Below are 22,190 nucleotides of genomic sequence, written 5' to 3'. Positions count from 1 at the left end.
GATTCGTCTGTCTCGTCCTGCCGGAAGCGCTCCACACGCTCCGATCGCAGGCCCTGTCACTCCCCCCGCGGAGAGCGACAGGGCCTACGAAGAGAGCAGAGGCACGCCGTCCGAGGAGCCTCCTACGGTGCGGTCACCCAAGGCTCGCCGAAGACCCATGCGGTGTCAGGGATGTAGTTGGCGGCGTCGTCGCCGTTCGGCACTCCCGCACTGAACGTCGCACCACCATAGACGAGACCGTTCTGGTGCATGCGAAGCTTGCGCCACGGATCACGGGCGGCGGGGAAAGAGAGTCCCACGCCGAATTCCGCGTCCTCTGCGCACCAGGTCGCGTTACGGCTGCTGGTCGCAGAAGGCGTGGCCAAGACGATGTAGCCATCCGTCGTCGTGGAGATGTTCAAGTACTTCCCGGGAGATGCGACCGACTCGAAGCTGTAGCACTGTGGATCCACCAGCCCCTGCACTACCCGGAACGTCGCTGCTTGACGCTGAGCGAGCGGTGAGGAGGCAGTGACGTTGCCGACGGATGCTTGCGCCGCGGCAGGCACGGCCGTCAAGGACTTCCCACCGACGACGGTGCGCAGCGAAACGTAACTGCCGATCGTCGCGACGTCGGAACGCATCTTGGTGACGTTCTTGTACGTCCATCGTTCGACGCTCGCGCCCGTGGCGGCCCGCAAGGTGAGAGTCGTCGATGTCGGCGCTGTGAGCACCTTGCCGGAGGCGACGTTGACGATGCTCACTCCGCCCGAGGGCTGGTCGGCGAATGTCCACTGCTGACGAGTGTCAGTCGTAGCGCACGCAGCCTGCACGACCCCGCTGCCCGCAGCATCCGAACTCGCGGCGCACATGGGGTGATGTGCGTAGTTGCGCAGGCCGAACACGGTCGGTGTGATCTCGATCAGTTCCCAGCGGCGCATCTGGGGGTTCAGGGTGCAGCCCACAGGAGCCAGGACAGCCCCGGCGTTCGGACTCGAGGCCGCGCTCTTCGTCGAGAAGCATGTGCCTGGTTGGCCGATGCTCTCGATCTCGAAGACCTGACCTCCTGCGAACGTGGGCGCGGCCCAGGGCTCGCCGATGACCCATGCGGTATCGGGAACGTAGCCGGCCTGATCATCGCCGTTGGGCACGCCCGCATTGAAGCTGGCGCCGCCGTAGACGAGACCGTTCTTGTGTGAACGCAGCATCCGCCAGGAATCGCGAGCCGCGGGGAACGAGAAGCCGACTCCGTGCGCCGCATCCTGCGCACACCAGGTCGCGTTGCGCGTACTGGTGGGAGAAGGCGCGACCAGCACGATGTTTCCGTCTGCCGTCGTGGAGATGTTCAGGAACTTGCCCGGCGAGGCGATCGACTCGAAGCTGACGCACTGCGGATCGATCAGACCCTTCACGACCCGGAACGTCGATTCCTGGCGCAACGCGAGAGGTGACGTCGCGACGACATCCTTGACGTTCGCCTGGGCGGTGGTGGTCGCGGTGAGGGACTTGCCTCCGACGGCCGTGCGCAACGATACGTAGCTTCCCACGGTGGCAGCGTCGTAACGCATCTTCGCGACGTTCGTGTACTTCCATCGATCGACGTTCGCGCCGGAATCCGTCTTCAGCGTGATGGCCGTCGTCGAGGGCGCTGCGAGAACCTTGCCGGACGCGATGTTCACGACACTCACCGTGCCGGCGGCCTGCTCGCGGAACGTCCACTGCTGCTTCGGATCGGCGGGCGCGCAGGCGGCCTGCACGAGGGCGCTGCCTGCGGCATCCGAACTCGCGGCACACATCGCGCGGTCGACGTAGTTGCGCAGGGCGAAGACGGTCGGAGTGACCTCTACGAGCTCCCACCGACGCATCTGGCCGATGAGCGTGCAGCTCGACGGAATCACCACAGGCCCCGCTGAAGAGTTCGACGCTGCGTTCTTGGTCGACATGCACGCGCCCGCCTGAGCGATGCTCTCGATCTCCAGCACCTGACCGGCGCTGATTCCGGCGAGCTTCCGGCCGTTCTCGATGGTCGCGGTGACCCAGGGTGCGATGACATCGCCGCGGGTCGCCGTGATCGATGCGGTGCCTGCGGGGATGCCGGAGCCGTGGCAGCCAGCCTGTGATGCCTGCGACGCGACAGCGACGAGTGTCTTCGTGCCGTTGATGTCGCGGATGCCGGGGGCGCCGCCGTCACCGAGACAGAGCGAAGCACCGGAGGCTGCGGTGGTCACTGTGGCCGTGTTGAGGGACGTGACCGGGTAGGTGTTCGTCCGAGAGGTGAGCGGGACCCAGACGGATGCGGTGCGCCCGAAGCCCGTGAACGCGATGTCCTGGCCTGCGACCGGGGCGGCCGTCGCGACCGGCATCGGGGTGATGTCATCGACAGGTGCCTCCAGCTTCGCCAGAACCACGTCCTGACCGTTGCCCGCGGGCTCCAGGTGAGTGATCTTCACGCCCAGATCGCCGGTGCCGCTCATCGTCTTGTCGTTCGCGACATCCGGGCCGAACAACGCCCGTGCCGGAGCGGCAGGGGCACCCGCAGCGAGGGTCGTCGGGTCGGCCGCGAAGCAGCTCGCCGCAGTCAGCACCCACGAGCGGTCCACCAACGTGCCCGTGCAGGATCCCAGACCCGTGCGGATCTTCGTGATCGCCGTCCGCGGGTGCGTGGTGGTGGTCGCAGGGACGTCGGTAGACACCGCGTTCACCTCGATCACCACGACCGTCGACTGACCAGTCTGATTCTGGTCGACCGTGCGACGTCCGTTGGCCGGCACCGGGATCTCCGTCTCCGGACCACCCGCGACCGAGTACGTGACATCCATCGGCTGCGCGCCGGCCTTGACCCCGAACGATGCCGCGATCTCCAGATTCAACACCGCCGGACGGAACACGGCCTCGAAGCACACCTTCGCCTTCTTGCCGGCCATCTGATACTCGACCTCGACCTGCCCGGTCCCGGCCGCGCACGTGACGACACGCAGACCACCGTTGCCATCCTTCAGAACGATGCCCGCGGCCGAACCCACCGAACCCCCGTCCGGATACGCTCCGGACTCCACGAGATACCCGGGAGCGTCATCCGCCACCGCAGAACTCACGGGGACCGAGACGAGCAACGCCGACACCAACGCCGCCGCCACCCCCACAGCCGTGATGCGGCCCCGACGGGGAGATCTCAACGAGAACATGCAATGCCTTTCAAGAAGCCTGGGGTTCAGGACGCGTGAGTGATGTCTGTCTGCAAAAAGAGCAGCCGTTCAACTGAGCAGACGGAGAGCGTTCCACCCGCTGTTGAGGTTGGTCGGGCCCGTGAATCCTGTGGCTGTGCCCGGGTAGATCCAGAACGCACCCGTGGTCTGGCGGGCCAGGATGTCGGCGATGCCGTCACCGGTGTAGTCGAGCCCGCCGGTGATCACGGTCATGATGTTCCAGCCGTTGCCGACCTGCGTCGGCGTCGTGAGATTTACGCCGTCGCCGAGGAATCGCCACAGCAGGCCGTTGGAGTCGCGAGCGACGAGGTCGCCCTTGCCATCGCCGTTGAAGTCGCCGGCGAGCAGAGAAGTCATATGCCCCCAGCCGGCGTTGAAATGCACCCCGGCTGCAAAGCTCCCCGCGCCGTTTCCCGCATACAGGTAGATGTTCCCGTTGGTGCCGCGGCCGATGAGGTCGGCGCGTCCGTCGCCGTTGAAGTCGACGCCTCCGGTGAGCAGCGCCGTTCCGGGCCAACCCGAGCCGATGAGTGATCTGCCGACGAAGCCGTTCGCCCCATCACCCTCGTAGAACCAGATGCTGCCGTCATTCCAGGTCGCGACGATATCGCCGTTGCCGTCCGCGTTGTAGTCTCCGTGGACGATCGCGGTGACCGCTTCCCAACCGGCGCTGCCTGTCGACTGCTGGGTCCAGCCACCCGTCCCGCTACCCAGGTAGAGGTAGAGCTGGTGATTCGACGCCGAGACCGACAGAACGTCGGGCTTGCCATCGCTGTTCACGTCGAACGAGGGCTTGATCACCGGCGCTGCAGCCGCGACGGACCCCCGGTACTCGAAGTGGTTGTGCGTGCAGGCGGCGTCGAACTGCGACCATCCCGCAGGTGTCGTGGTCCTCGGGCGGCAGCTGAGCTGTCCGATCCCGCTGGGTGCAGGCAATGCCGCGAGCATCGCCGCTCGCAGCGCCTGATCCTGTGCCGTGTTGCCTGTCGAAGCCACGCCGTTCACCACGCTGATGTCGACGGCGTATCCGCCGCCGTTCCGCGAGTGATAGTCCGCTTTCGCAGCCCCCGGAGTGACGCAGTACTCGTTCAGCGAAGAGATCGTGATCGAGAAGCCCTGGTCGACGACGACCTTCTTCAACGCTTCGAGGAGGACCGGGTCGATCGTGCAGTCGCGAACCTGGTTGTCGACGATGTTTCCCCTCACCTTGCCCGCCGCGTACGCCTGAAGCTGCGTCATGATCTTCGGCTCCGCGGTGATGCGGCCGCTGTCGACGAGCTGCTGAGCGAGGACCTTGGTCGCCGCCGGCACGACCACCGTGTCGAGGCCGTTGCGGATGGTGGCGGCGACCCAGCCGGAGAGGGTGTCGCCGCGGGTTGCGGTGACGGTTGCGGTGCCGGCGGGGATGCCGGAGCCGTAGCAGCCGGCCTGTGATGCCTGGGATGCGACAGCGACGAGTGTCTTCGTGCCGTTGATATCGCGGACGCCGGGGGCGCCGCCGTCACCGAGGCAGAGAGAAGCACCGGCCGCTGCAGCCGTCAGCGCGGCCGTGTTGACGGCCGTCACGGGGTAGGTGTTCGTGTGCGAGGCGAGGGGGACCCAGACGTTGTTCGTGCGGCCGAAGCCGGTGAAGGCGAGGTCTTGACCCGCGGCAGGTGCCGATGTCGCGATCGGCATGGGGGCGATGTCGTCCACTGCGGTCTCGAGCTTCGCCAGAACAGCATCCTGACCGTTGCCGGCGGGCTCGATGTGGGCGACCTTCACACCCAGATCCCCGGTGCCACTCATCGTCTTGTCATTCGCGACATCGGGGCCGAACAGCACCCGCGCCGGAGCCGCCGGGGCACCCGGGACCAGCGTCGCCGGATCAGCTGCGAAACAGCTCGCCGCCGTCAGCACCCACGACCGATCCACCAACGTTCCCGTGCACGAACCCAGACCCGTGCGGACCTTCGTGACAGCGGTCCGCGGATGCGTGGCCGTCGTCGCCGGCACGTCAACCGCGGGGTCGGCCTTCACCTCGATCACCACGATCGTCGACTGACCCGTCTGCAGCTCGTCAACCGTGCGACGCCCGCCCGCCGGCACTGGGATCTCCTTCTCCGGACCACCCGCGACCGAATAGGTCACATCCATCGGCTGCGCACCGGCCTTCACACCGAACGACGCCGCGATCTCCAGATTCAACACCGCCGGACGGAACACCGCCTCGAAGCACACCTTCGCCCGCTTGCCCGACCTCTCGAACTCCACCTCGACCTGCCCAGTCCCCGCCGCGCACGTGACGACACGCAGACCACCGTTCCCGTCCTTCAGAACGATCCCGGCGGCCGGACCGACCGCGGCCCCATCCGGATACAGCCCCGCCTCCACGAGATACCCCGGAGCATCATCGGCGACTGCCGAGGTCATGGGAACCGAGACGAGCAAGGCCGACACCAACGCCGCCACCCCCACAGCCGCAACACGACCACGACGGGGAGATCTCAACGAGAACATGCAATGCCTTTCAAGGAATGTGAGTCCGCGAGACTGGGCTCAGCTGAACAGGCGGAGCGAGGTCCACCCGTTGCCGACGCGTGTGGAGGCGCCGAAACCGGAGATGCCGAGGCCGGGGTATACGTACAGTCCGCCATCGCCGGTCCGACCGAACAGGTCGGCCTTGCCGTCCAGGCCGTAGTCGACGCCGCCGGTGATCGCCGAGATGTTGTTCCAGCCATTGCCGACCTGCGGACCGCCGGTGAGCGTCACGTTGTTGCCCGGGTAGATGCGAAGGAGTCCGGTCGTCGTCGTGGCGAGGATGTCGCCCTTGCCGTCGCCGGTCCAGTCGCCGACGAGGACCCGAGAGATCCCACCCCAGTCATGGCCGATCTTCATCTTGGCGCCGAAGGTTCCGTTCCCGTTGCCGGGGTAGGCGTAGAGGTGGCCGTCGGACTCACGGGCGACGAGGTCGGCCTTCTTGTCTCCGTTGAAGTCGATCCCACCCGTGATCAGGCCCTTCGTATCCCATCCGCGGGCAGCCAGCGCCTTCGTCGGGAAGCCCAGCGCACCATCACCCTGGTAGTACCAGAGGGTGCCGTCGGTGTTGACGACCATCATGTCGCCCTTGCCATCACCGTTGTAGTCGCCGTGGATGAGCGTCTTGGCCGAGGCCCATCCCGCGCTGACGGAGGTCTGGGTCGTCCATCCGCCGTTGCCGTTGCCGTGATAGATGTAGAGCGAATTGGACGAGGTGATCCCGATCACGTCAGCCTTGCCATCGCTGTTCAGATCGAACGAGGGCTTCGCCGGTGTGAGCGGCACGCCGTGGTACTCGAAGTGGTTGTGCGTGCAGTCCTCTTCGGTCTGCGCCCAGCCGTTCGGAACCGTGAGCGCCGGGCGGCACGTGACCTGACCGATGCCCGCCGGTGCCGGCAGCGCGGTGAACATGGCGGTCGTCAGAGCCTGGTCCTGCGCCGTGTTGCCGGTCGCGGCGACGCCGTTCACGACGCTGATGTCGACAGCATGACCGCCACTGTTCTTCGCGTGGTAGCTCGTGGCCGACGGGGTCGCCGTGGTGCAGTACTCGTTGAGAGAAGAGATCGTGATCGAGAAGTTCTGATCGACGACGACCTTCTTCAAAGCGGAGAGGATCACGGGGTCGATCGTGCAGTCACGAACCTGTCCGCCGATCAGGTGGCCGCGCTTGAAGCCGTCGGCATACGCCTGGATCTGGGCGAGCGCCTCGGTTCCGCTCACGCGGCCGGTCGCCACGATCTGCTGCGCAAGGGTCTGATCCGCAGCGGCGACCGGGGTCGTGTCGAGCCCCTTCTGGACCGTGGCGGCCACCCATCCGGCGATGATGTCGCCGCGTGTCGCGATGGTCGAAGCGGTGCCTGCGGGGAGGCCGGAGCCGTAGCAACCGGTCTGCGTCGACTGGGAGGCGACAGCGACGAGCGTGTCGGTTCCATCGACGTTGCGGACGCCGGGGGCGCCGCCGTCGCCGAGGCAGAGGGAAGCACCGGATGCCGAACCAGTCACGGTCGCGGCGTTGACCGCCGTGACCGGGTAGGTGTTCGTGCGAGACGCGAGAGGGACCCACACGTTGTTCGTGCGGCCGAAGCCCGTGAACGCCACGTCTTGGCCCGCGACCGGAGCGGTCGTGGCGACCGGCATCGGAGTGATGTCATCCACCGCCGTCTCCAGCTTCGCCAGCACCGCGTCCTGACCGTTGCCGGCCGGCTCGACGTGGGTGATCTTCACACCCAGATCCCCAGCACCGCTCATCGTCTTGTCGTTCGCGACATCCGGACCGAACAACACCCTCGCCGGAGCCGCCGGAGCACCCGCGACAAGCGTTGCCGGGTCGGCCGCGAAACAACTCGCCGCGGTCAGCACCCACGACCGGTCCACCAGCGTTCCCGTGCACGAGCCCAGACCCGTGCGGATCTTCGTGACAGCCGTCCGCGGATGCGTGGTCGTCGTCGCCGGGACATCCACGGCCGGGTCGGCCTTCACCTCGATCACCACGATCGTCGACTGACCCGTCAAGCCCGTATCAACACTGCGACGTCCGCCCGCCGGCACCGAGATATCCTCCTCCGGACCACCCGCCACCGAATACGTCACAGCCATCGGCTGCTTGCCGGCCTTCACCCCGAACGACGCCGCGATCTCCAGGTTCAACACGGCCGGACGGAACACCGTCTCGAAGCACACCTTCGCGCGCTTACCCGACTTCTCGAACTCGACCTCGACCAGCCCGGCACCGACCGGAATCGGGACCGGACAGGTCACGACACGCAACCCACCGTTCCCGTCCTTCAGAACGATGCCGTTCGCCGCACCCACCGACGACCCATCCGGATACGCCCCCGACTCCACCAGGAACCCCGGAGCGTCATCAGCGACCGCCGACGACACCGGAACCGAGACGAGCAACGCCGACACCAACGCGGACGCGATGCCAACCGCGCTGATGCGCGCACGACGGCGAGACTTCAACGAGAACATGCAATGCCTTTCAAGAGATTCGGTCGTCTCATGACGTCCAACGCCTGTGTGCCCTCTTGTGAGCAAACAGTGCTTCAAGACGCAGGGCTTCCGCAGATCCGGGCTCGGGCGGGCGCAGTGACGGAGGCATCCTCTTTGCCGGCGCTCGCACTGTCCTCCCCTCCACGACCGCGAAGAAGTCGGGGCGCAACCAGCCGCGACGGCCCAGTTGCGCACGAATGTCCTTCGCCTCGCAAGGATGCTCGGTCCAACGATGGAGCGTGCCGCCTTCGAACTCCTCCAAGGTCCCACGCTCGTCCAGGTAAGGACGCACCATCTCGCCGTATTCCGACCCGTACCACGTCATCCATTGCGGGTCAGCTGGTAGCCCTCCCCATCCACCCTCGAAGTGCCCGACCCCTGCGTCTGCGTCCTGACGGTCGTTCAGCTCGACGAAGCCGAAGAAGCTCTGAGACCGCCGCGCCAGGTCTACGAAGAAGTCGCGCGAGGCCGCGACAAGACTCGCCTTTTGCACTGATTCGAAGCGAACGGAGAGCTGAGCACTCTGGTAGCGCATCCGTCCATCGAGCGACCATCCGGCGATGCTTCCTTCCGAGATCGACTTGTTCGCAAAGTAGAGAGGCGTTGCGTCGCACTCCATTTCATACGTCTCGGTGAATCTCTCGTCCGGGTCCCGCGGGAAGCGACCCTGCATCGGCTCGTATGATCCGAAGCGAACAGGAACACCCAGCTCAAAAGAACGCCGAGCCGCCCGCAGGTACTCGCCGGCAAGGTCCGCACGTCCATCCCGGAGACGGAACCAGCTGAAGTGCATCCAGAGCTTTCGTGTGGATGCCTCTCCCGCTGCAGACTGCGAAGCCACAGATGCAGGTGGCACCTCCGCCCTCTGGGGATCAACTACTGATCCTCCAAGTCGACGAGCAAGAACCTCGGCGAAAGACAGCGCGAGGGAAATGTCATCGGGACGGCCGCCATCCACGGAGACTGAGTACATCACGCCGGGCCCGGTCGAAGGTCCTAGCCCGGGGACGTCTTCGGCATCGAGGTCAAACGGTCCATCGACGGTGAAACACTGCTCGCGAGAAGACCAAAGCCCGGATCGCCTCTTGACCGTCGCTGTCACGACTCCTGAGGGTTGATCGAGTTCTGCTTTCAGGCCGTCGACCTGGGCGACCACCCCGGACAGCTCGTCCGGCGGAAGCGATTCCCGGCCGTAGATGTGAAGATCGTAGGACATTCGCGCTCAACCCCCTGGGCACACCAGCTTGTTGGTGGACAACTCCCCACCGACAACGATCGGGAGGTGCTTGACCATCACCTCGAATCCGAGGTCGGCTCGACACAGTGCTTTGATAAGGGGAGCAGTCAGATGAGTATCGGGCCTCGTCACCAGCACGAACTCTGACCTGTTCGTAGCGCCGGTGATCTTAAGTAGATCCTTGATCTGGGTGCTGTAGTGCTGTGTCGCGACGTTCTTCACCTCCATGATCATGGTTTCGTTCGCGTAGTCGGTGATTCGCGTTCGCGTGGTGCCATACAAAGCCTTGTCAAATACCTCTTTCGGGGACCCGATGACGATACCGGCGGCATACTCACCCAGCTGACCCTTTTCGTTCGCTGTTGCACCTGGCGGATTAGTCAACCGGTAGGCGTCGATGGGATCGCAACCGGGTCGAACCATGCACTCACCGGCGACTTCGTCGGTCTTGGTCTTGTTCTTCTTGAGAAGGCTGAACGCGTCGCCGACCTTGTTGACGAAGCCCACAACCTTGTCGGCGAGCTTCATGATCAGCGGGATCGACTCGACGAGCTTGGCAAGCTTGCCCCAGGGCGCGAACCCGATAAGCGTCATGAAGCACGCACCGATGTCGCCCTTGGTGACGCAGTCCATGATGTCGGTCACACCGATGAGGTCGAGGAGAACCTTGCCGCCCTCCTGGATGATGAAGTTCAGCAGGGCATCAGGCTGTGTCAACGCGTGGGCGTCCTTCAGCCGCTGCACCTCTGCGTCTCCACCGAGCGCGTACGCGGCATCGATCTGCGCCTGGGTGAGCTCCCCTTCTTTGCCGGCAGGCGGCGGGTAGTTGTCGGCCCCATCTTCCGCGCGTTGCTTCGATGCCGCGATCTCGCGAGCCTCCGTCGCGGCCTTCACCGCAGCTTCCGCGTCCAGCCCTGCGTTCGTCGCCGACGTGGCCGCACGGCTCGCGGCATCGTTGGCCCGTGCTGCTGCGGCACTAGCCGACTGCGCCGACGACGTCGCCTGCGCAGCGAACCCGTTGGCCTTCTTCGCGTCCGCAGTAGCGGCTGTCAGCGCCTGATGCGCTCGCTGCGACGACTGTCGCGCTTCGTTCTCCGAAGCGGTCGCCTGGTTGGCCGAGGTAGCCGCCTGGGCCGCCCAGCCCTGCGCCTCCTGCGCATACTTCCGAGCCAGGTCGGCGCTCGCCTGTGCCTCGGCCGCCGCCTGCCGCGCGGTCGCCGCCGCCTTCTCCGCAAGCGCGGCCGCCTCCCGCGCGGCCGCAGCCTGCTGGTCGGCCAGGTGCAACATGCTCTGCATCTGCGCCACGTGAGCTGCCGTGTCGTTGTCGCGCTTGGCGGCCTCGTACTGGCCCTGCTCGAGGAACCTCTTCAGCGCCGTCTGGGAACCTTCGAGCGCGATGTTCGCGGCCGCCTGCACCTCGGGGCCGCCCGACGTGCTGAGCGCGAAGGCTGCCGCCCGCTGGTCGATCTCCAGTGCGTCGTACTGTCCTTCCGCGATGAACTTGGCGAGGACCGCGGGGTCGTCGGCATCGAGCGCGAGGTTCGCCGCGCGCTGCATGGCCGGTCCCCCCTCGGTGGCGAGCACGAATGCGATCTGGCGGTTCTCGAGGTCGCGGATCTCAGGAAGCCGCTCGTTGAGGAACGCCGCGACGTACTCCTCGCCGTTCTCGAGGACGTCATAGGCCTCGTCCTGCAGCATCGTGTTGTCGCCCTCATACAGCAGGGCCTTCGCCTCGTCCCACTGATCCTGCTCGAGCGCGACGCCGTACCCGTTCTTGAAGAACTCGACGACGGCCTCGTCATTGCCGACGACAGCCTGCTCGGCCGCAGCGGCAATCCACGGGGTTCCCGACGTGATCAGGGCGAGCATGGCCGAGCGCGCTTCCGGCAGCAGCTCCTGCAGGTTCGCATCCGGAGCGGTGATCTTCTTCAGGAACGCGCTGCTCTCCGCAACGGCGGCTGCGCCCTCCTTCTTGGCCTCGTCCTTGAGCTCCTTCTCCTCGGCTTCCTCTGCTGCGGCGATCTCCGCCTGCGCCAGCCCGAATTCCTCTTCTGCGGCCAGACGCTCCGCATCGGCCTTCCGCGCCAGGTCGAAGATGGTCTTCGCCAGCTCGACGTCCTTCGTCGCGGCCTCAGCAGCGGCCGCCGCCTTCGCCGAAGAAGCGGTCGCCCGAGCAGCAGCCCCCTGCGCAACACCGGCCTGGGCCGCGGCCGTGTCTGCCTCGATCGCCGCGGCGTTGGCGTTGTCGGCCGCACGCCCGGCCGCATCACGGGCCTGCTGAGCGACAGCCGAGGTCTCGGCGGCAAGGCGGTCCGTCCGCGCCGTGGCGGATGCCGCGCGGTTCTTGGCCGCGTTCGCCTTGGCCGCAGCAGCCCGCGCCTGCGCGGCAGCGGCCGATGACACTCCCGACGCCTGAGAGGCTTCCATCGCATATCCGGCCGCCTCGCCCGAGTAGCCGGCCGCGGCGCCCGCAGCCTGCGCAGCGCGGTTCGCCGCATTCGTCGCCGTCTCCGCCTCGGCCGCTGCACGCTTGGCCTTCGCCGCCTTGTCTGCGGCGTCGCGCGCCTTCTCCGCCTCTGCCCGTGCCGCAGCCGCCATGCCCTCCTGGCCCGCCGCATTCGCCGCCGCACCATCAGCGTTCGCCGCCGCCCGGTTGGCGCGCGCAGCCGCGGATGCGGCTGTTCCCGCCGCGCTCATCGACGCGTTCATCGCCTGGTGCGCTGCCGCAGCCGCCTGCACGGCGAGATCTGCCGCGTCGGCGGCTTGACGGGCGAGACCGGCTGCCCTGCTCGCGGCGGCGCTGGCCTGTTCGGCGTTGCCCTGCGCGGCGGCGGCCTGCTGGGCGGCGCGCTGCGTGGCCTCCTTCGCGAGCTTGGCCGCGAGGACCGCCTGCGCGGAGGCGTTGTCGGCGTTGCGACGCTCTTCCTGAGCGACCATGTTCGCCGCGATCACCTGGTTCGTCAGCTGGGCGATGGTCGCCGCCTCGGCGTCGCGCGCCCCGGCGACGAACTGCCCGTAACGCAGGAAATCCGCCACGGCCTGTGCGTCTTCGGACCCGTCCGGGAGCGTCGCATCGAGCGCTGCCTCCGCGGCGGCGATCACACTCGGCGATCCCGTGGAGGCGAGCACGTAGGCCGCCGCGCGGTCGTCGATGATCTTCGCGTCGTACTGACCGATCAGCAGGAACTGCGACACCGCGCTCGAGTCATCCGAGTCCAGAGCCTTGTTCGCCTCGCGCTGGACCGTCGGCGTTCCGGTGTCCGCAAGCACATACGCCGCCGAGCGGTCGTCGACCTCCCAGGCGTCCTTCCACCCTTCTGTGACGAAGGCACGAAGCTGGTCCGGATTGTTCGCCGTCAGCACCGCCTCCGCCTGCTGACGGACGGCGCGCCCGCCCGCGAGGCTCAGTCGCAGCGCGATGAGGCGGTAGTCCTGTGCGATCGCCTCGTGCTGCCCCGTGGTGATGAAGCTCTCGATGCTCTGCCCACCCTTGAGCAGCGCCTGCCTCGCCGCCTCCTGGACAGCCGGACCCCCATCGGTGAACTGCGTGACCACACCGGCGGCATCCGTCGACGGGGTGAAGAGACCCGCCGGCGCGGACACCTGCGTCCGCGCGGCCGATGCGGCGGTCGCCGCTGACGCTTCGAGCGGCTGGAAGAGACCGACCGCGACGACGGTCGTCATCAGCATGGCGGCGAACGCGAACGGGAGCCGCCGCGCCGGTGCGAAACGCAGGCGCCGACGGTGAGGTCTGGTCTTCATCGCAGGACTCTTCTCCAGGAGGACACGAGAGGGATCGGACCGCGTGAAGATCACGACGCTGCGATGGCGCCCCAGAACGAGTCGCGGCGCATGCGCATATGCGCGTACACGCACGTCAGGATGCACGCAAACCACGACCTCGAAACAGGACCGTCACGCTTCGACCGTGGGCTTGCGGCGGTACTCGCTCGGGACTCTATCCGTCAGCTGTGAGTCTTGTCTGTCCCCCGAATGGCCTACTTGACGCTGGGCTTTCCCTGTGAAGTGCGGGTTTCCGCGTTCATACGACGCCACAATATCCACGGATGAGGAAGGTGATCGAACGGAACTTTTTCTCCACTCGGGAGAGATACGTGAACCGGTCGGGAAGATCTCGTGAATCTCCGCTCACGGGCCATCGTCTCGGATCGTCCGAAATGCATCGGCGGATGTCGCTTCGACGGCTCGACCGATGTCGGACGCCCCTGCCAGGATCGAAGGATGGCAGAAGCCGCATCCGGGGACCCCGGAATCCACACGCGAACCAGCGCGACCAACAGCACCGATGCGCCGAAGAAGCAGGGCGCGCTCGTGCTCGTCGCGGCGCTCGTCACCGTGGTGCTCTGGGCTTCGGCCTTCATCGGCATCCGCGGTGCAGGCCCGCACTACGACCCCGGCGCACTGGCCCTGCTGCGGATGGCCGTCGGCACCGTCGTGCTGACGATCATCGCCGTGCGCCACGGCATCCGCATACCGGAGCGTCGGCACTGGCTGCTGATCGCGGTGTGGGGCGTCGGCTGGTTCTGCGTCTACAACCTCGCCCTCAACAGCGCCGAGCTCACGCTCGACGCCGGCACCGCGGCGATGGTCGTGAACCTCGCGCCCCTCATGGTCGTCGTCTTCAGCGGACTCTTCCTGCGCGAGGGGTTCCCGAAGCCGCTCGTGATCGGCGCACCCATCGCGTTCCTCGGTGTCGTCCTGATCGGCATGAACTCGTCCACCAGTGCCGGCCCCGACATCACCGGCCTGCTGCTCGCCCTCCTCGCCGCGGTCATGTACGCCGGGTGCACGCTCGTGCAGAAGCGGCTGCTCACCTCGGGCGTCGACCCGACCACCCTCACCTGGCTCGGAGCGGGTGTCGGCACCATCGCGCTGCTGCCCTGGATCGGCAACCTCATCGGCGCGCTCCAAACGGCACCTCTGGATGCGACGCTCTGGGTCGTCTACCTCGGCGTCTTCCCCACGGCGATCGCCTTCACGACCTGGGCCTACGTGCTGCAGCGCAGCACCGCGGGGCAGACCTCGGCGACCACCTACGTGGTGCCGGCGATCGCGATCCTGATGTCGTGGGCGATCCTCGGCGAGGTGCCGACGCCATTGATGTTCCTCGGCGGGGCGCTGTGCCTGCTCGGCGTGCTCATCACCCGTCTGCGGTGGCGTCGCCGCACCTGACGCCGGGAGGCGGCGAGCCCCTCGACGATATCGATATATCGGTGCCGCGGTCTACGGAAATCTGCCACTACAGTTGCGACCGGAGGCGAACATGACGACCTGGTGGCCCTACGTGCGCATCGCCGCAGCCGTGCTCTCCGCGGCAGCGATCATCGCGCAGCTCATCCGCACCCTCGAGATCGCCGCTGCGGCCACGACCGAGTGGGGCGCGCATCTGCCGACCGTCATCTCGAACTTCTTCAGCTTCTTCACGATCGAGTCGAACGTCCTCGCCGTGGTCGCGTTGGCGTGTGGCGGGTTCTGGGCGCTCGCCCATCGCGACACGACGGCGGAACCGCGGTGGCTCGCGATCCTGCTGATGTGCGCCAGCACCTACATGATCGTCACCGGCGTGGTCTACAACCTGCTGCTTCGCGGCATCGAGCTGCCCCAGGGCTCGACGGTCGGCTGGTCGAACGAGGTGCTCCACGTGGTGGTGCCGATCATCATGCTGGCCGATGTGCTGTTCGCCCCGAGACGGCGGGCTCTCGGCTGGAGCGCCGTGGGCATCGCCGCCATCTTCCCGATCGTCTGGGTGATCTACACGCTGATCCGGGCGAACCTCGTGATCGCGCCGGCATCGGGTGAGCCGTCGTGGTATCCGTACCCGTTCCTCAACCCTGCCCAGCCCGGCGGGTATGGAGGCGTCGCCCTCTACGTGCTGCTGATCGCCGCGATCATCATCGGCGCCGCCGCCCTCGTCGTGTGGGTGGGCCGTCGCCGGGCGGTCGTCTCGGATTCGACCGCCGACGCCACCATCGCCGCAGCCTGACGCCCAGCCTGACCCCGCAGCTGCTTCCGCCCACTCCTGCTCACGAATGGACGCCCCGCGACGGGCGGAGTTCTCGCCGTCGGGCGGAGATCTCGAGACGAAAGCTCCGCCCGACAGGGAGAATCCCGCCCGGGACGCGGGTGCTCCGCCCGAGGTCTACTCCCCGGCGTACGCGACGAGCGTGGCTCGCGCGATCGTGTGCGGGCCCGCCGTGAAGCCGAGGAGCGCCGGGGATGCACCGGAGTCCAGATCGAGCCGCGCCACATCCAGCGCGGTCACGGTGATGTGGTACCGGTGCACGCCCGATCCGGCAGGCGGAGCGGCGCCGATGTAGCGCGCGAGCCCGGCGTCGTTCGGGAAAGCCACGGCACCGGCGGGAAGCAGCTCCCGGCTCTCGGAGCCCGCGTCCTCGACGAGGTGGGTCGTGGTGGCGGGGATGTTGCCGACGGCCCAATGCCAGAATCCCGATCCGGTGGGAGCGTCCGGATCGAAGACCGTGACGATGAAGCTCCGGGTGTCGTCGGGAAACCCCGACCAGGTGAGTTCGGGAGAGATGTCGCGTCCGCCCGGGACGCCGAAGACTCCGGAGTACTGCGCCTCGGCGAAGGGTGTTCCGTCAGCGACGGTGGAGCTGCGGAGCTCGAAGCTCGGCACGTCGGGAAGCGCGTAGTACGGGTCGTTCGTTGCCTGTGTCTGATCTGTCATGCGAGGACGGTATCGACGAGCACCTGGTTTCCCGCAAGGGGTGCAAGTCACCTCCGGGTAACCACCCCACTCTCGGAATCTCAGAGATCGGGGAAGCGCTGGATGTTCGACTCGACCCAATCACGGAGGCTCTGCAGGGGCTTCGCCGCGTCGGCGCCGAGGGCGGTGAGCGAGTACTCGACGCGAGCCGGCACCTCGGCGAAGATCTCGCGGGCGACGAGGTCGCGGTCTTCGAGTCGCCGAAGGCACGACGTGAGCACCTTCGGGCTGATGCCCTCGAGCTTGCGCTTGAGCTCACCGAACCGCATCGGGCCGCCCTCGAGTGCGCCGAGGATGAGCGCGCTCCATTTGTCGGCGAGCAGATCGAGGATGCCCCGGCACGGGCACTGGGCGTCGTAGACATCATGGGGCCTGCCGGCGGCGCAGGTGCTGAGAGAAGTCACCCGTTCATGGTATCCGAAAGTTACCAGCAGTCCTTGCGGGTAACTGCTCCCCTTCGAGTAGTAATGATCTCGCGGCAGCCTGCCGTGCTCGATCCCACGAGAAGGACCACATCATGTCTTCACCCCTGCCCGACCCGCTGTACAGCCTCGCCATCCTGCGCGCCCTCCCCGGTCGCCGAGACGCACTGCTCGCCGCGCTGCAGCGCCTGATCGAGCCGACCCGCGCGGAGCCCGGCAACCAGGATTACGTGCTGTTCGAATCGCGCAGCGAGCCAGGAACGTTCTACATGCGCGAGGCGTTCGACGACCAGGCTGCGCTCGACACCCACTTCGCCACACCTCACTTCCAGGCATTCGCGCAGGGAGTGGATGCGCTGCTGGCCTCACCGCTCGAGTTGCTGTTCCTCGACCGGCGGTCGGCGTAGCGGCCCACGCTGCCGGAACACGCTCCGACGCCCGTACCTGAGAACCGGCGCAATCATCCGCTGGACGTACGACGTGGGTACTCCAGTCCGATGACCGCCGACAGACCCCGTCATAGCGTGGATGTCATGTCAACAACTGCTTCTGCACCCGCCCCTTCCACCACCGCGCCGTCCGTCGCTGCGACGTCGACCGCCAAAGGCACCGCCAGTCTCGTTCTCGGGATCTGCTCCGTGTTCGCCGGCTGGACGTTCTTCGCGCCCGCCATCGGACTCATCCTCGGGATCGTCTCGCTGCGAGGCGAGCCGCGCGCACGCACACAGGCGGGATGGGGGATCGCCCTCAACGCGATCGCCATGAGCATCTGGATCATCGTGACGATCCTCGCCCTCACGTTCGGATGGATCGCGGCGACCTCGTCCATGTTCGGCCAGTGACGGCGCTCAGCTCTCCTCCTCGGTGCGGCGACTACCCTGGCTGGGGGAGAAGCGCCGCGCTCCCCAGGAGGAGAGAGCATGCACGACCTGAACGCCGCATCCCCGCAGCCGGTGGCACCTCCGCCTCCGCCCGCTCCCGCGCAGGCCCCTGCCCCCGCAGCCTCACCCGCCACGGCGAACGGCGCACCCACCGACGCCGAGATGGCCAGAGCGTCCGAGGTGCTGCGGGTCATCTCCGCCTCCTACTCCGCCAAGATGGTCGGTCAGGACCGGCTGCGCACGAGCCTGCTCATCTCGCTCATCGCCGGCGGCCACATTCTGCTCGAGAGCGTGCCGGGACTGGCGAAGACCACCGCGGCCAGCACTCTCGCCGACACCGTGAAGGCGCAGTTCAAGCGCATCCAGTGCACGCCCGACCTGCTGCCGAGCGACATCACGGGCAACCAGATCTACGACGCGGCGACGGGAGCGTTCCGGACAGTGCTCGGCCCGGTGCACGCGAACTTCGTGCTGCTCGACGAGATCAACCGCTCCAGCGCCAAGACACAGAGCGCCATGCTCGAGGCCATGCAGGAGCATCAGACCACGATCGGCGGCGAGATCCACCACCTGCCGAAGCCGTTCCTCGTGATCGCGACGCAGAACCCCATCGAGCAGGAGGGCACGTACGAGCTGCCCGAGGCGCAGATGGACCGCTTCCTGCTCAAAGAGATCGTCGAATACCCGAGCCCGGCCGAAGAGCTCGAGGTGCTCAGCCGCATCGATTCGGGTGTGCTCGACCCCGACCGGCACGTCGCCAGCGCCGTCAGCCTCGACGACGTTCATCTGCTGCAGGACGTCGCGAGCCGCATCTACGTCGACCCCGCGATCCGCAACTACATCGTGTCGATCGCCTACGTCACCCGCAACCCGGCGCCGTACATCGGCGAAGAACGCGCCCGCTTCATCAAGTACGGCGCGAGTCCGCGTGCGAGCATCGCGTTCCTCCAGGCTTCGCGAGCGCTGGCTCTGCTCAAGGGACGCACGCATGTGCTGCCCGAAGACATCCGCGAGCTCCGGCACCTCGTGCTGCGCCACCGGGTGCTGCTGACGTTCGAGGCCGACGCCGAAGGAATCCGCAGCGAGGAGATCATCGACCAGATCTTCGCGTCGGTCCCCACACCCTGACATCTCCATGGCCAGCCTGATCACGCAGGTGAAGAGCAAGCTCTTCATCCACTCGACGCGCAAGTCGTTGCACGCGCTCGACGGCGCCTACGCGTCGCTGCTGCGCGGGCGGAGCCTCGACTTCGAAGACCTGCGCAAGTACGAGTACGGCGATCAGGTGCGCGACATCGACTGGCGGGCGACCGCGCGGCTGGGAACGCCCCTGGTGAAGCGCTCGCGCGCGACCCGCATGCACACCGTGCTGTTCGTGGTCGACACCGGGCGCTCGATGTCAGCACTCGCCGCAGACGAGCAGTCGAAGAAGCACCTGGCGATCCTGGCGACCGGAGTGCTCGGTGTGCTGACGCTGCGCCACGGCGACGACTTCACCACGGTGTACGGCGATGCCGCCAAGGTGCGCCGCCTCGCGCCGGGCCGCAGCGAAGGGGCGCTCGAGCACGCGCTGCGCACGATCGATCGGGCCGTCGACCAGAGCGACGCACCGAGCGACCGTGATGGCCTGCTGTCGTTCGTCACCCGCACGATCGCGCGTCGCATGATCGTGGTCGTGATCACCGACGAGGCCCCCGTCACCGGCGAGACCGAACGGATGCTGCGGCGACTGCGCGTGCAGCACGACGTGCTCTGGCTCACGCTGCGCGACGCCGAGCCCGTGCTGGACCACGCCACCGGACACATCCGCAGTGACGTCGACAGTCGCTGGCAGGTGCCGGGATTCGTGCAGGGCGACCGCGAGATCGTGCAGGAGCTGACCGCGCAACGCGAGGCCGACGCCGCACACCTCGCCGAGCTCCTCACCCGGATGGAGATCAGCCACTCCACGCTGGACGGGCAGGACGATGCCGTCGCTCAGCTGCTGACGCTGCTGAATCGGAGGTCGAATGCCCGGCTCTGACGACCTCTATCCGCCGGCGCAGTACGGCTGGGGATGGATGCTGCTCGCAATCGGCATCCTGGCTCTACTGGTGCTGGGGGCGTGGTTGCTGATCGTCCTCACCCGACCGCGGCGCACCCTGGCGGTCGCCGACCCGAACGCCGGGCAGGCGCCGCTGGTCATCGACGTGCTCTCGCAGCTGCGCACCGAGTACCTGGCGCGCATCCAGCAGATCGAGACCGAGTACGTCGAACGCCGCATGTCCGCCCGGCAGGCGAATCTCGAGCTGAGCCGCACCGTGCGCACCTTCGTGAACGAGTACAGCGGCCTGGAGGCGCCGGTGCTCGCACTCGACGATCTCGTGGCCCGCGGTGTGCATCCCGCCCTCATCGATGCGCTCGGCAGGCACTACTACCCGAGCATCTTCCGCCAGGGACCGGTGATCGATCCTGTGGCCGGCGCCGAAGCCGCCAGGACGGTGGTGCGCACGTGGCACTAGCGAACGTCTGGATGCTCGCGGCCGCGGTCGCGGTCGTGGTGCTCGCGATCACGATCGGTCTCGTCGTCGGCCTCCGGCGGGGCGACCCGAGCCGAGGCACCGACGCCGCGCGCATCGCCCGTGCCGAGCGCGTGCGCGCGCTGCCCTCCTTCCGCCGCGCGCTGACGCGGAGAGCACTCGCGCTGTCCGGCATCCTCGCCCTCGGCGCGACCGCCGCCATCGTCGCGGGCGTGGTGGCTGCGCGGCCGATGTCGGCGCAGACGATCCAGCCCGTCAACACCAGCCGAGACATCATGCTGTGCCTCGACGTCTCCGGTTCCATGACCGAGGTCGACGTGGAGGTGCTGAACGTCTTCGACGAGCTTCTGGACAGCTTCGAGGGCGAACGCATCGGACTGACGATCTTCAACAGCTCCCCCGTGCAGATCTTCCCCCTGACCGACGACTACGACTTCGTGCGCGAGCACATCGAGAGCATGACGCAGAGCTTCGACTACGTCGATCAGGTCCCGGAGCACTGGGTCGGCACCCTCAACGGCGACGGCGCCTCCCTGATCGGCGACGGTCTCGCCGCCTGCACGATGGGTTTCGACAACCCGGACGCCGAGCGCTCACGCTCCGTCATCTTCGCCACCGACAACGAGGTCAACGGCGCCTCGATCGTCACGCTCGACGAGGCCGCCGCCTACGCCGCCTCGAAGGACGTGCGAGTCTTCGCGCTGAACCCGGTCCAGGGCAAGGATGCCGATGTCAGCGACGAGCTGAGCGCTGCGGCCGAGGCGACGGGCGGCGCCGCATTCGGCCTGCGCGACACGACCACCGTCTCCGACATCGTCACCCAGGTGCAGGAACAGGAGGCGACCGAGTTGCGCGGGGAGGCGCAGGTGGTCTGGACCGACACCCCGAACCTGTGGATCGTGCTGCTCTCGATCTGCCTGCTCGGCTTCGTCGTGGTGCTGTGGAGGGTGCGACTGTGATCCTCCAACCCGTGCTCAACCCGCTGCTCGTCGTTCTTCTATGCGCCCCCGTCGCCGTCGCCGCCGTCTGGGTGCTGGTGCGTCCGCCGAAGTCCGCCGGGGTGCCGATCACCGATCGTCGCGCGCTGGCCGGGCATCGTGCCCTGTGGGCCATGCGGCTGCTTCTGGTGCTCGCCTGCTTCGCGATGCTCATGCGTCCTGGCATCCCCGGGGGAGCGACCCAGACCCTCGCGACGGATACCGACATCGTGCTCGTGGTCGACACGACGGCGAGCATCGTGGCTGAGGACTGGGATGACGGCGAACCGCGGCTCGACGGCATCCGTGCAGACGTGCGCGCTCTGGTGGAGGAGTATCCGGGAGCGCGCTTCGCCCTCATCACCTCGGATGCCGCGGCCGAGCTGAGGATGCCGCTGACCACGGACACCACGGCACTCCTGGGTTCCCTCGGGGTGCTGCGCCCCGAGGTCACCAGCCAGTCACGCGGCAGCTCGATCGGCATCGCCGCCCCCCTGCTGTCGGAAACCCTCGCCTCGGCAGCCGAATCGTCTCCCGACCGCTCGCGCATGGTTTTCTACTTCGGCGACGGGGAGCAGACGGTCGACACCGCGCCGGAGTCGTTCAGCGCGAGCGAGAAGTACACCGATTCGGGGGCCGTGTTCGGCTACGGCACCGCCGAGGGCGGGCCGATGCGCATCACCACGGGCGGCGTCTCGGATCAGGGCGGCGACTACATCCAGTACCAGGGCGCCGACGCTCTCTCGGTGATCGACGAGTCGAACCTCGAGACGATCGCCGACCAGCTCGGGGTCACGTACGCGACTCGGACGGCGGATGCCGCCCCCTCCCTCCCCGCGGCCCCGTCGACCACCACCGACTACGCCGATTCGGGCGAGGTCGGCAACGTCATCGAGCTCTACTGGATCGCGGCGCTCGTCGCCCTGGCCATCCTCGGCGTGGAGCTCACGCGTGCCGCCCTGCTGATCGCGCGACTTCGGCAGCTGCGCGCGCCACGACAGCGCGTCCGCTCACGCACCCAGATCTAACACTCAGGCTTCGTCGATATCAGCTGCTAATGTTTTACCGGTCGAGGACTGTCTTGGTCCCGGCAGGGGTTCGCAGATGCATGACGATCGCGGAACACATGGCTTGGGGAAGCCTCCGCGGCGCGTGACTGCGATGTCGTGTCGGCGCTCGCGTCGGCATCAGATCACTGGGGAAGACAA

16 protein-coding genes are annotated in these 22,190 nt (G+C 67.2%); 9 read left to right on the top strand and 7 right to left on the bottom strand.

What is annotated here, in order from left to right; genetic code table 11:
• Positions 1-122 precede the first annotated feature (122 nt).
• The 5 genes from MST3598_RS00695 to MST3598_RS00675 form a co-directional block, all read right to left on the bottom strand.
• Positions 123-3,164 (bottom strand): AbfB domain-containing protein, encoded by a 3,042-nt coding sequence (locus MST3598_RS00695; RefSeq protein WP_096359335.1) that lies wholly within the window; start codon positions 3,162-3,164, stop codon positions 123-125.
• A gap of 69 nt (positions 3,165-3,233) precedes the next feature.
• Positions 3,234-5,597, bottom strand: coding sequence for an FG-GAP-like repeat-containing protein (locus MST3598_RS00690; protein ID WP_168436335.1), 2,364 nt, complete (start codon positions 5,595-5,597; stop codon positions 3,234-3,236).
• A 126-nt stretch (positions 5,598-5,723) separates the two neighbouring features.
• Complete coding sequence (locus tag MST3598_RS00685; protein ID WP_029260843.1) at positions 5,724-8,177, bottom strand: FG-GAP-like repeat-containing protein; 2,454 nt, start codon at positions 8,175-8,177, stop codon at positions 5,724-5,726.
• A 28-nt stretch (positions 8,178-8,205) separates the two neighbouring features.
• Positions 8,206-9,414, bottom strand: a complete 1,209-nt coding sequence (locus MST3598_RS00680) for a hypothetical protein (protein ID WP_136053486.1) — start codon at positions 9,412-9,414, stop codon at positions 8,206-8,208.
• A gap of 6 nt (positions 9,415-9,420) precedes the next feature.
• Positions 9,421-13,197: a putative toxin gene (locus MST3598_RS00675; RefSeq protein WP_051671253.1), complete on the bottom strand. Its 3,777-nt coding sequence runs from the start codon at positions 13,195-13,197 to the stop codon at positions 9,421-9,423.
• A gap of 480 nt (positions 13,198-13,677) precedes the next feature.
• Here MST3598_RS00675 and MST3598_RS00670 point away from each other — a divergent pair, with 480 nt between their 5' ends.
• Positions 13,678-14,628 (top strand): DMT family transporter, encoded by a 951-nt coding sequence (locus tag MST3598_RS00670; RefSeq protein WP_029260840.1) that lies wholly within the window; start codon positions 13,678-13,680, stop codon positions 14,626-14,628.
• Positions 14,629-14,719: 91 nt separating this feature from the next.
• Entirely contained in the window at positions 14,720-15,439 is a 720-nt protein-coding gene (locus MST3598_RS00665) for a Pr6Pr family membrane protein (RefSeq protein ID WP_029260839.1), read from the top strand.
• Positions 15,440-15,595: 156 nt separating this feature from the next.
• On the opposite strand, the gene MST3598_RS00660 is transcribed toward MST3598_RS00665, so the two are convergent.
• Both MST3598_RS00660 and MST3598_RS00655 read right to left on the bottom strand, forming a co-directional pair.
• Positions 15,596-16,144 (bottom strand): YbhB/YbcL family Raf kinase inhibitor-like protein, encoded by a 549-nt coding sequence (locus MST3598_RS00660; RefSeq protein WP_029260838.1) that lies wholly within the window; start codon positions 16,142-16,144, stop codon positions 15,596-15,598.
• An 80-nt stretch (positions 16,145-16,224) separates the two neighbouring features.
• Positions 16,225-16,587, bottom strand: coding sequence for a winged helix-turn-helix transcriptional regulator (locus MST3598_RS00655; RefSeq protein ID WP_021200104.1), 363 nt, complete (start codon positions 16,585-16,587; stop codon positions 16,225-16,227).
• Between the two features lie 113 nt (positions 16,588-16,700).
• Here MST3598_RS00655 and MST3598_RS00650 point away from each other — a divergent pair, with 113 nt between their 5' ends.
• The 7 genes from MST3598_RS00650 (at position 16,701) to MST3598_RS00620 (ending at position 22,010) form a co-directional block, all read left to right on the top strand.
• Positions 16,701-17,012 (top strand): putative quinol monooxygenase, encoded by a 312-nt coding sequence (locus tag MST3598_RS00650; RefSeq protein WP_021200103.1) that lies wholly within the window; start codon positions 16,701-16,703, stop codon positions 17,010-17,012.
• A 126-nt stretch (positions 17,013-17,138) separates the two neighbouring features.
• The gene (locus MST3598_RS00645; protein ID WP_036272007.1) at positions 17,139-17,447 is read left to right on the top strand and encodes a DUF4190 domain-containing protein; all 309 of its coding nucleotides are present in this window, start codon (positions 17,139-17,141) and stop codon (positions 17,445-17,447) included.
• 201 nt (positions 17,448-17,648) lie between these two features.
• On the top strand, positions 17,649-18,614 hold the full coding sequence (locus MST3598_RS00640; protein WP_051671257.1) for an AAA family ATPase: 966 nt from the start codon (positions 17,649-17,651) through the stop codon (positions 18,612-18,614).
• 7 nt (positions 18,615-18,621) lie between these two features.
• Positions 18,622-19,509, top strand: a complete 888-nt coding sequence (locus MST3598_RS00635) for a DUF58 domain-containing protein (RefSeq protein ID WP_021200100.1) — start codon at positions 18,622-18,624, stop codon at positions 19,507-19,509.
• Positions 19,496-19,987: a hypothetical protein gene (locus MST3598_RS00630; protein WP_021200099.1), complete on the top strand. Its 492-nt coding sequence runs from the start codon at positions 19,496-19,498 to the stop codon at positions 19,985-19,987. The genes MST3598_RS00635 and MST3598_RS00630 overlap by 14 nt, the downstream gene beginning before the upstream one ends.
• Positions 19,978-20,964 carry a VWA domain-containing protein gene (locus MST3598_RS00625; RefSeq protein ID WP_231494507.1) on the top strand — a complete coding sequence of 329 codons (987 nt, stop codon included), beginning with the start codon at positions 19,978-19,980 and terminating at the stop codon, positions 20,962-20,964. Before MST3598_RS00630 ends, MST3598_RS00625 begins: the two co-directional genes overlap by 10 nt.
• Positions 20,961-22,010: a VWA domain-containing protein gene (locus tag MST3598_RS00620; RefSeq protein ID WP_029260834.1), complete on the top strand. Its 1,050-nt coding sequence runs from the start codon at positions 20,961-20,963 to the stop codon at positions 22,008-22,010. The genes MST3598_RS00625 and MST3598_RS00620 overlap by 4 nt, the downstream gene beginning before the upstream one ends.
• Positions 22,011-22,190: the final 180 nt, after the last annotated feature.

It is taken from the genome of Microbacterium sp. TPU 3598 (assembly GCF_002356155.1).
GTDB lineage: Bacteria > Actinomycetota > Actinomycetes > Actinomycetales > Microbacteriaceae > Microbacterium > Microbacterium maritypicum_A.
This window is presented reverse-complemented; position numbering and strand designations above follow the sequence as displayed.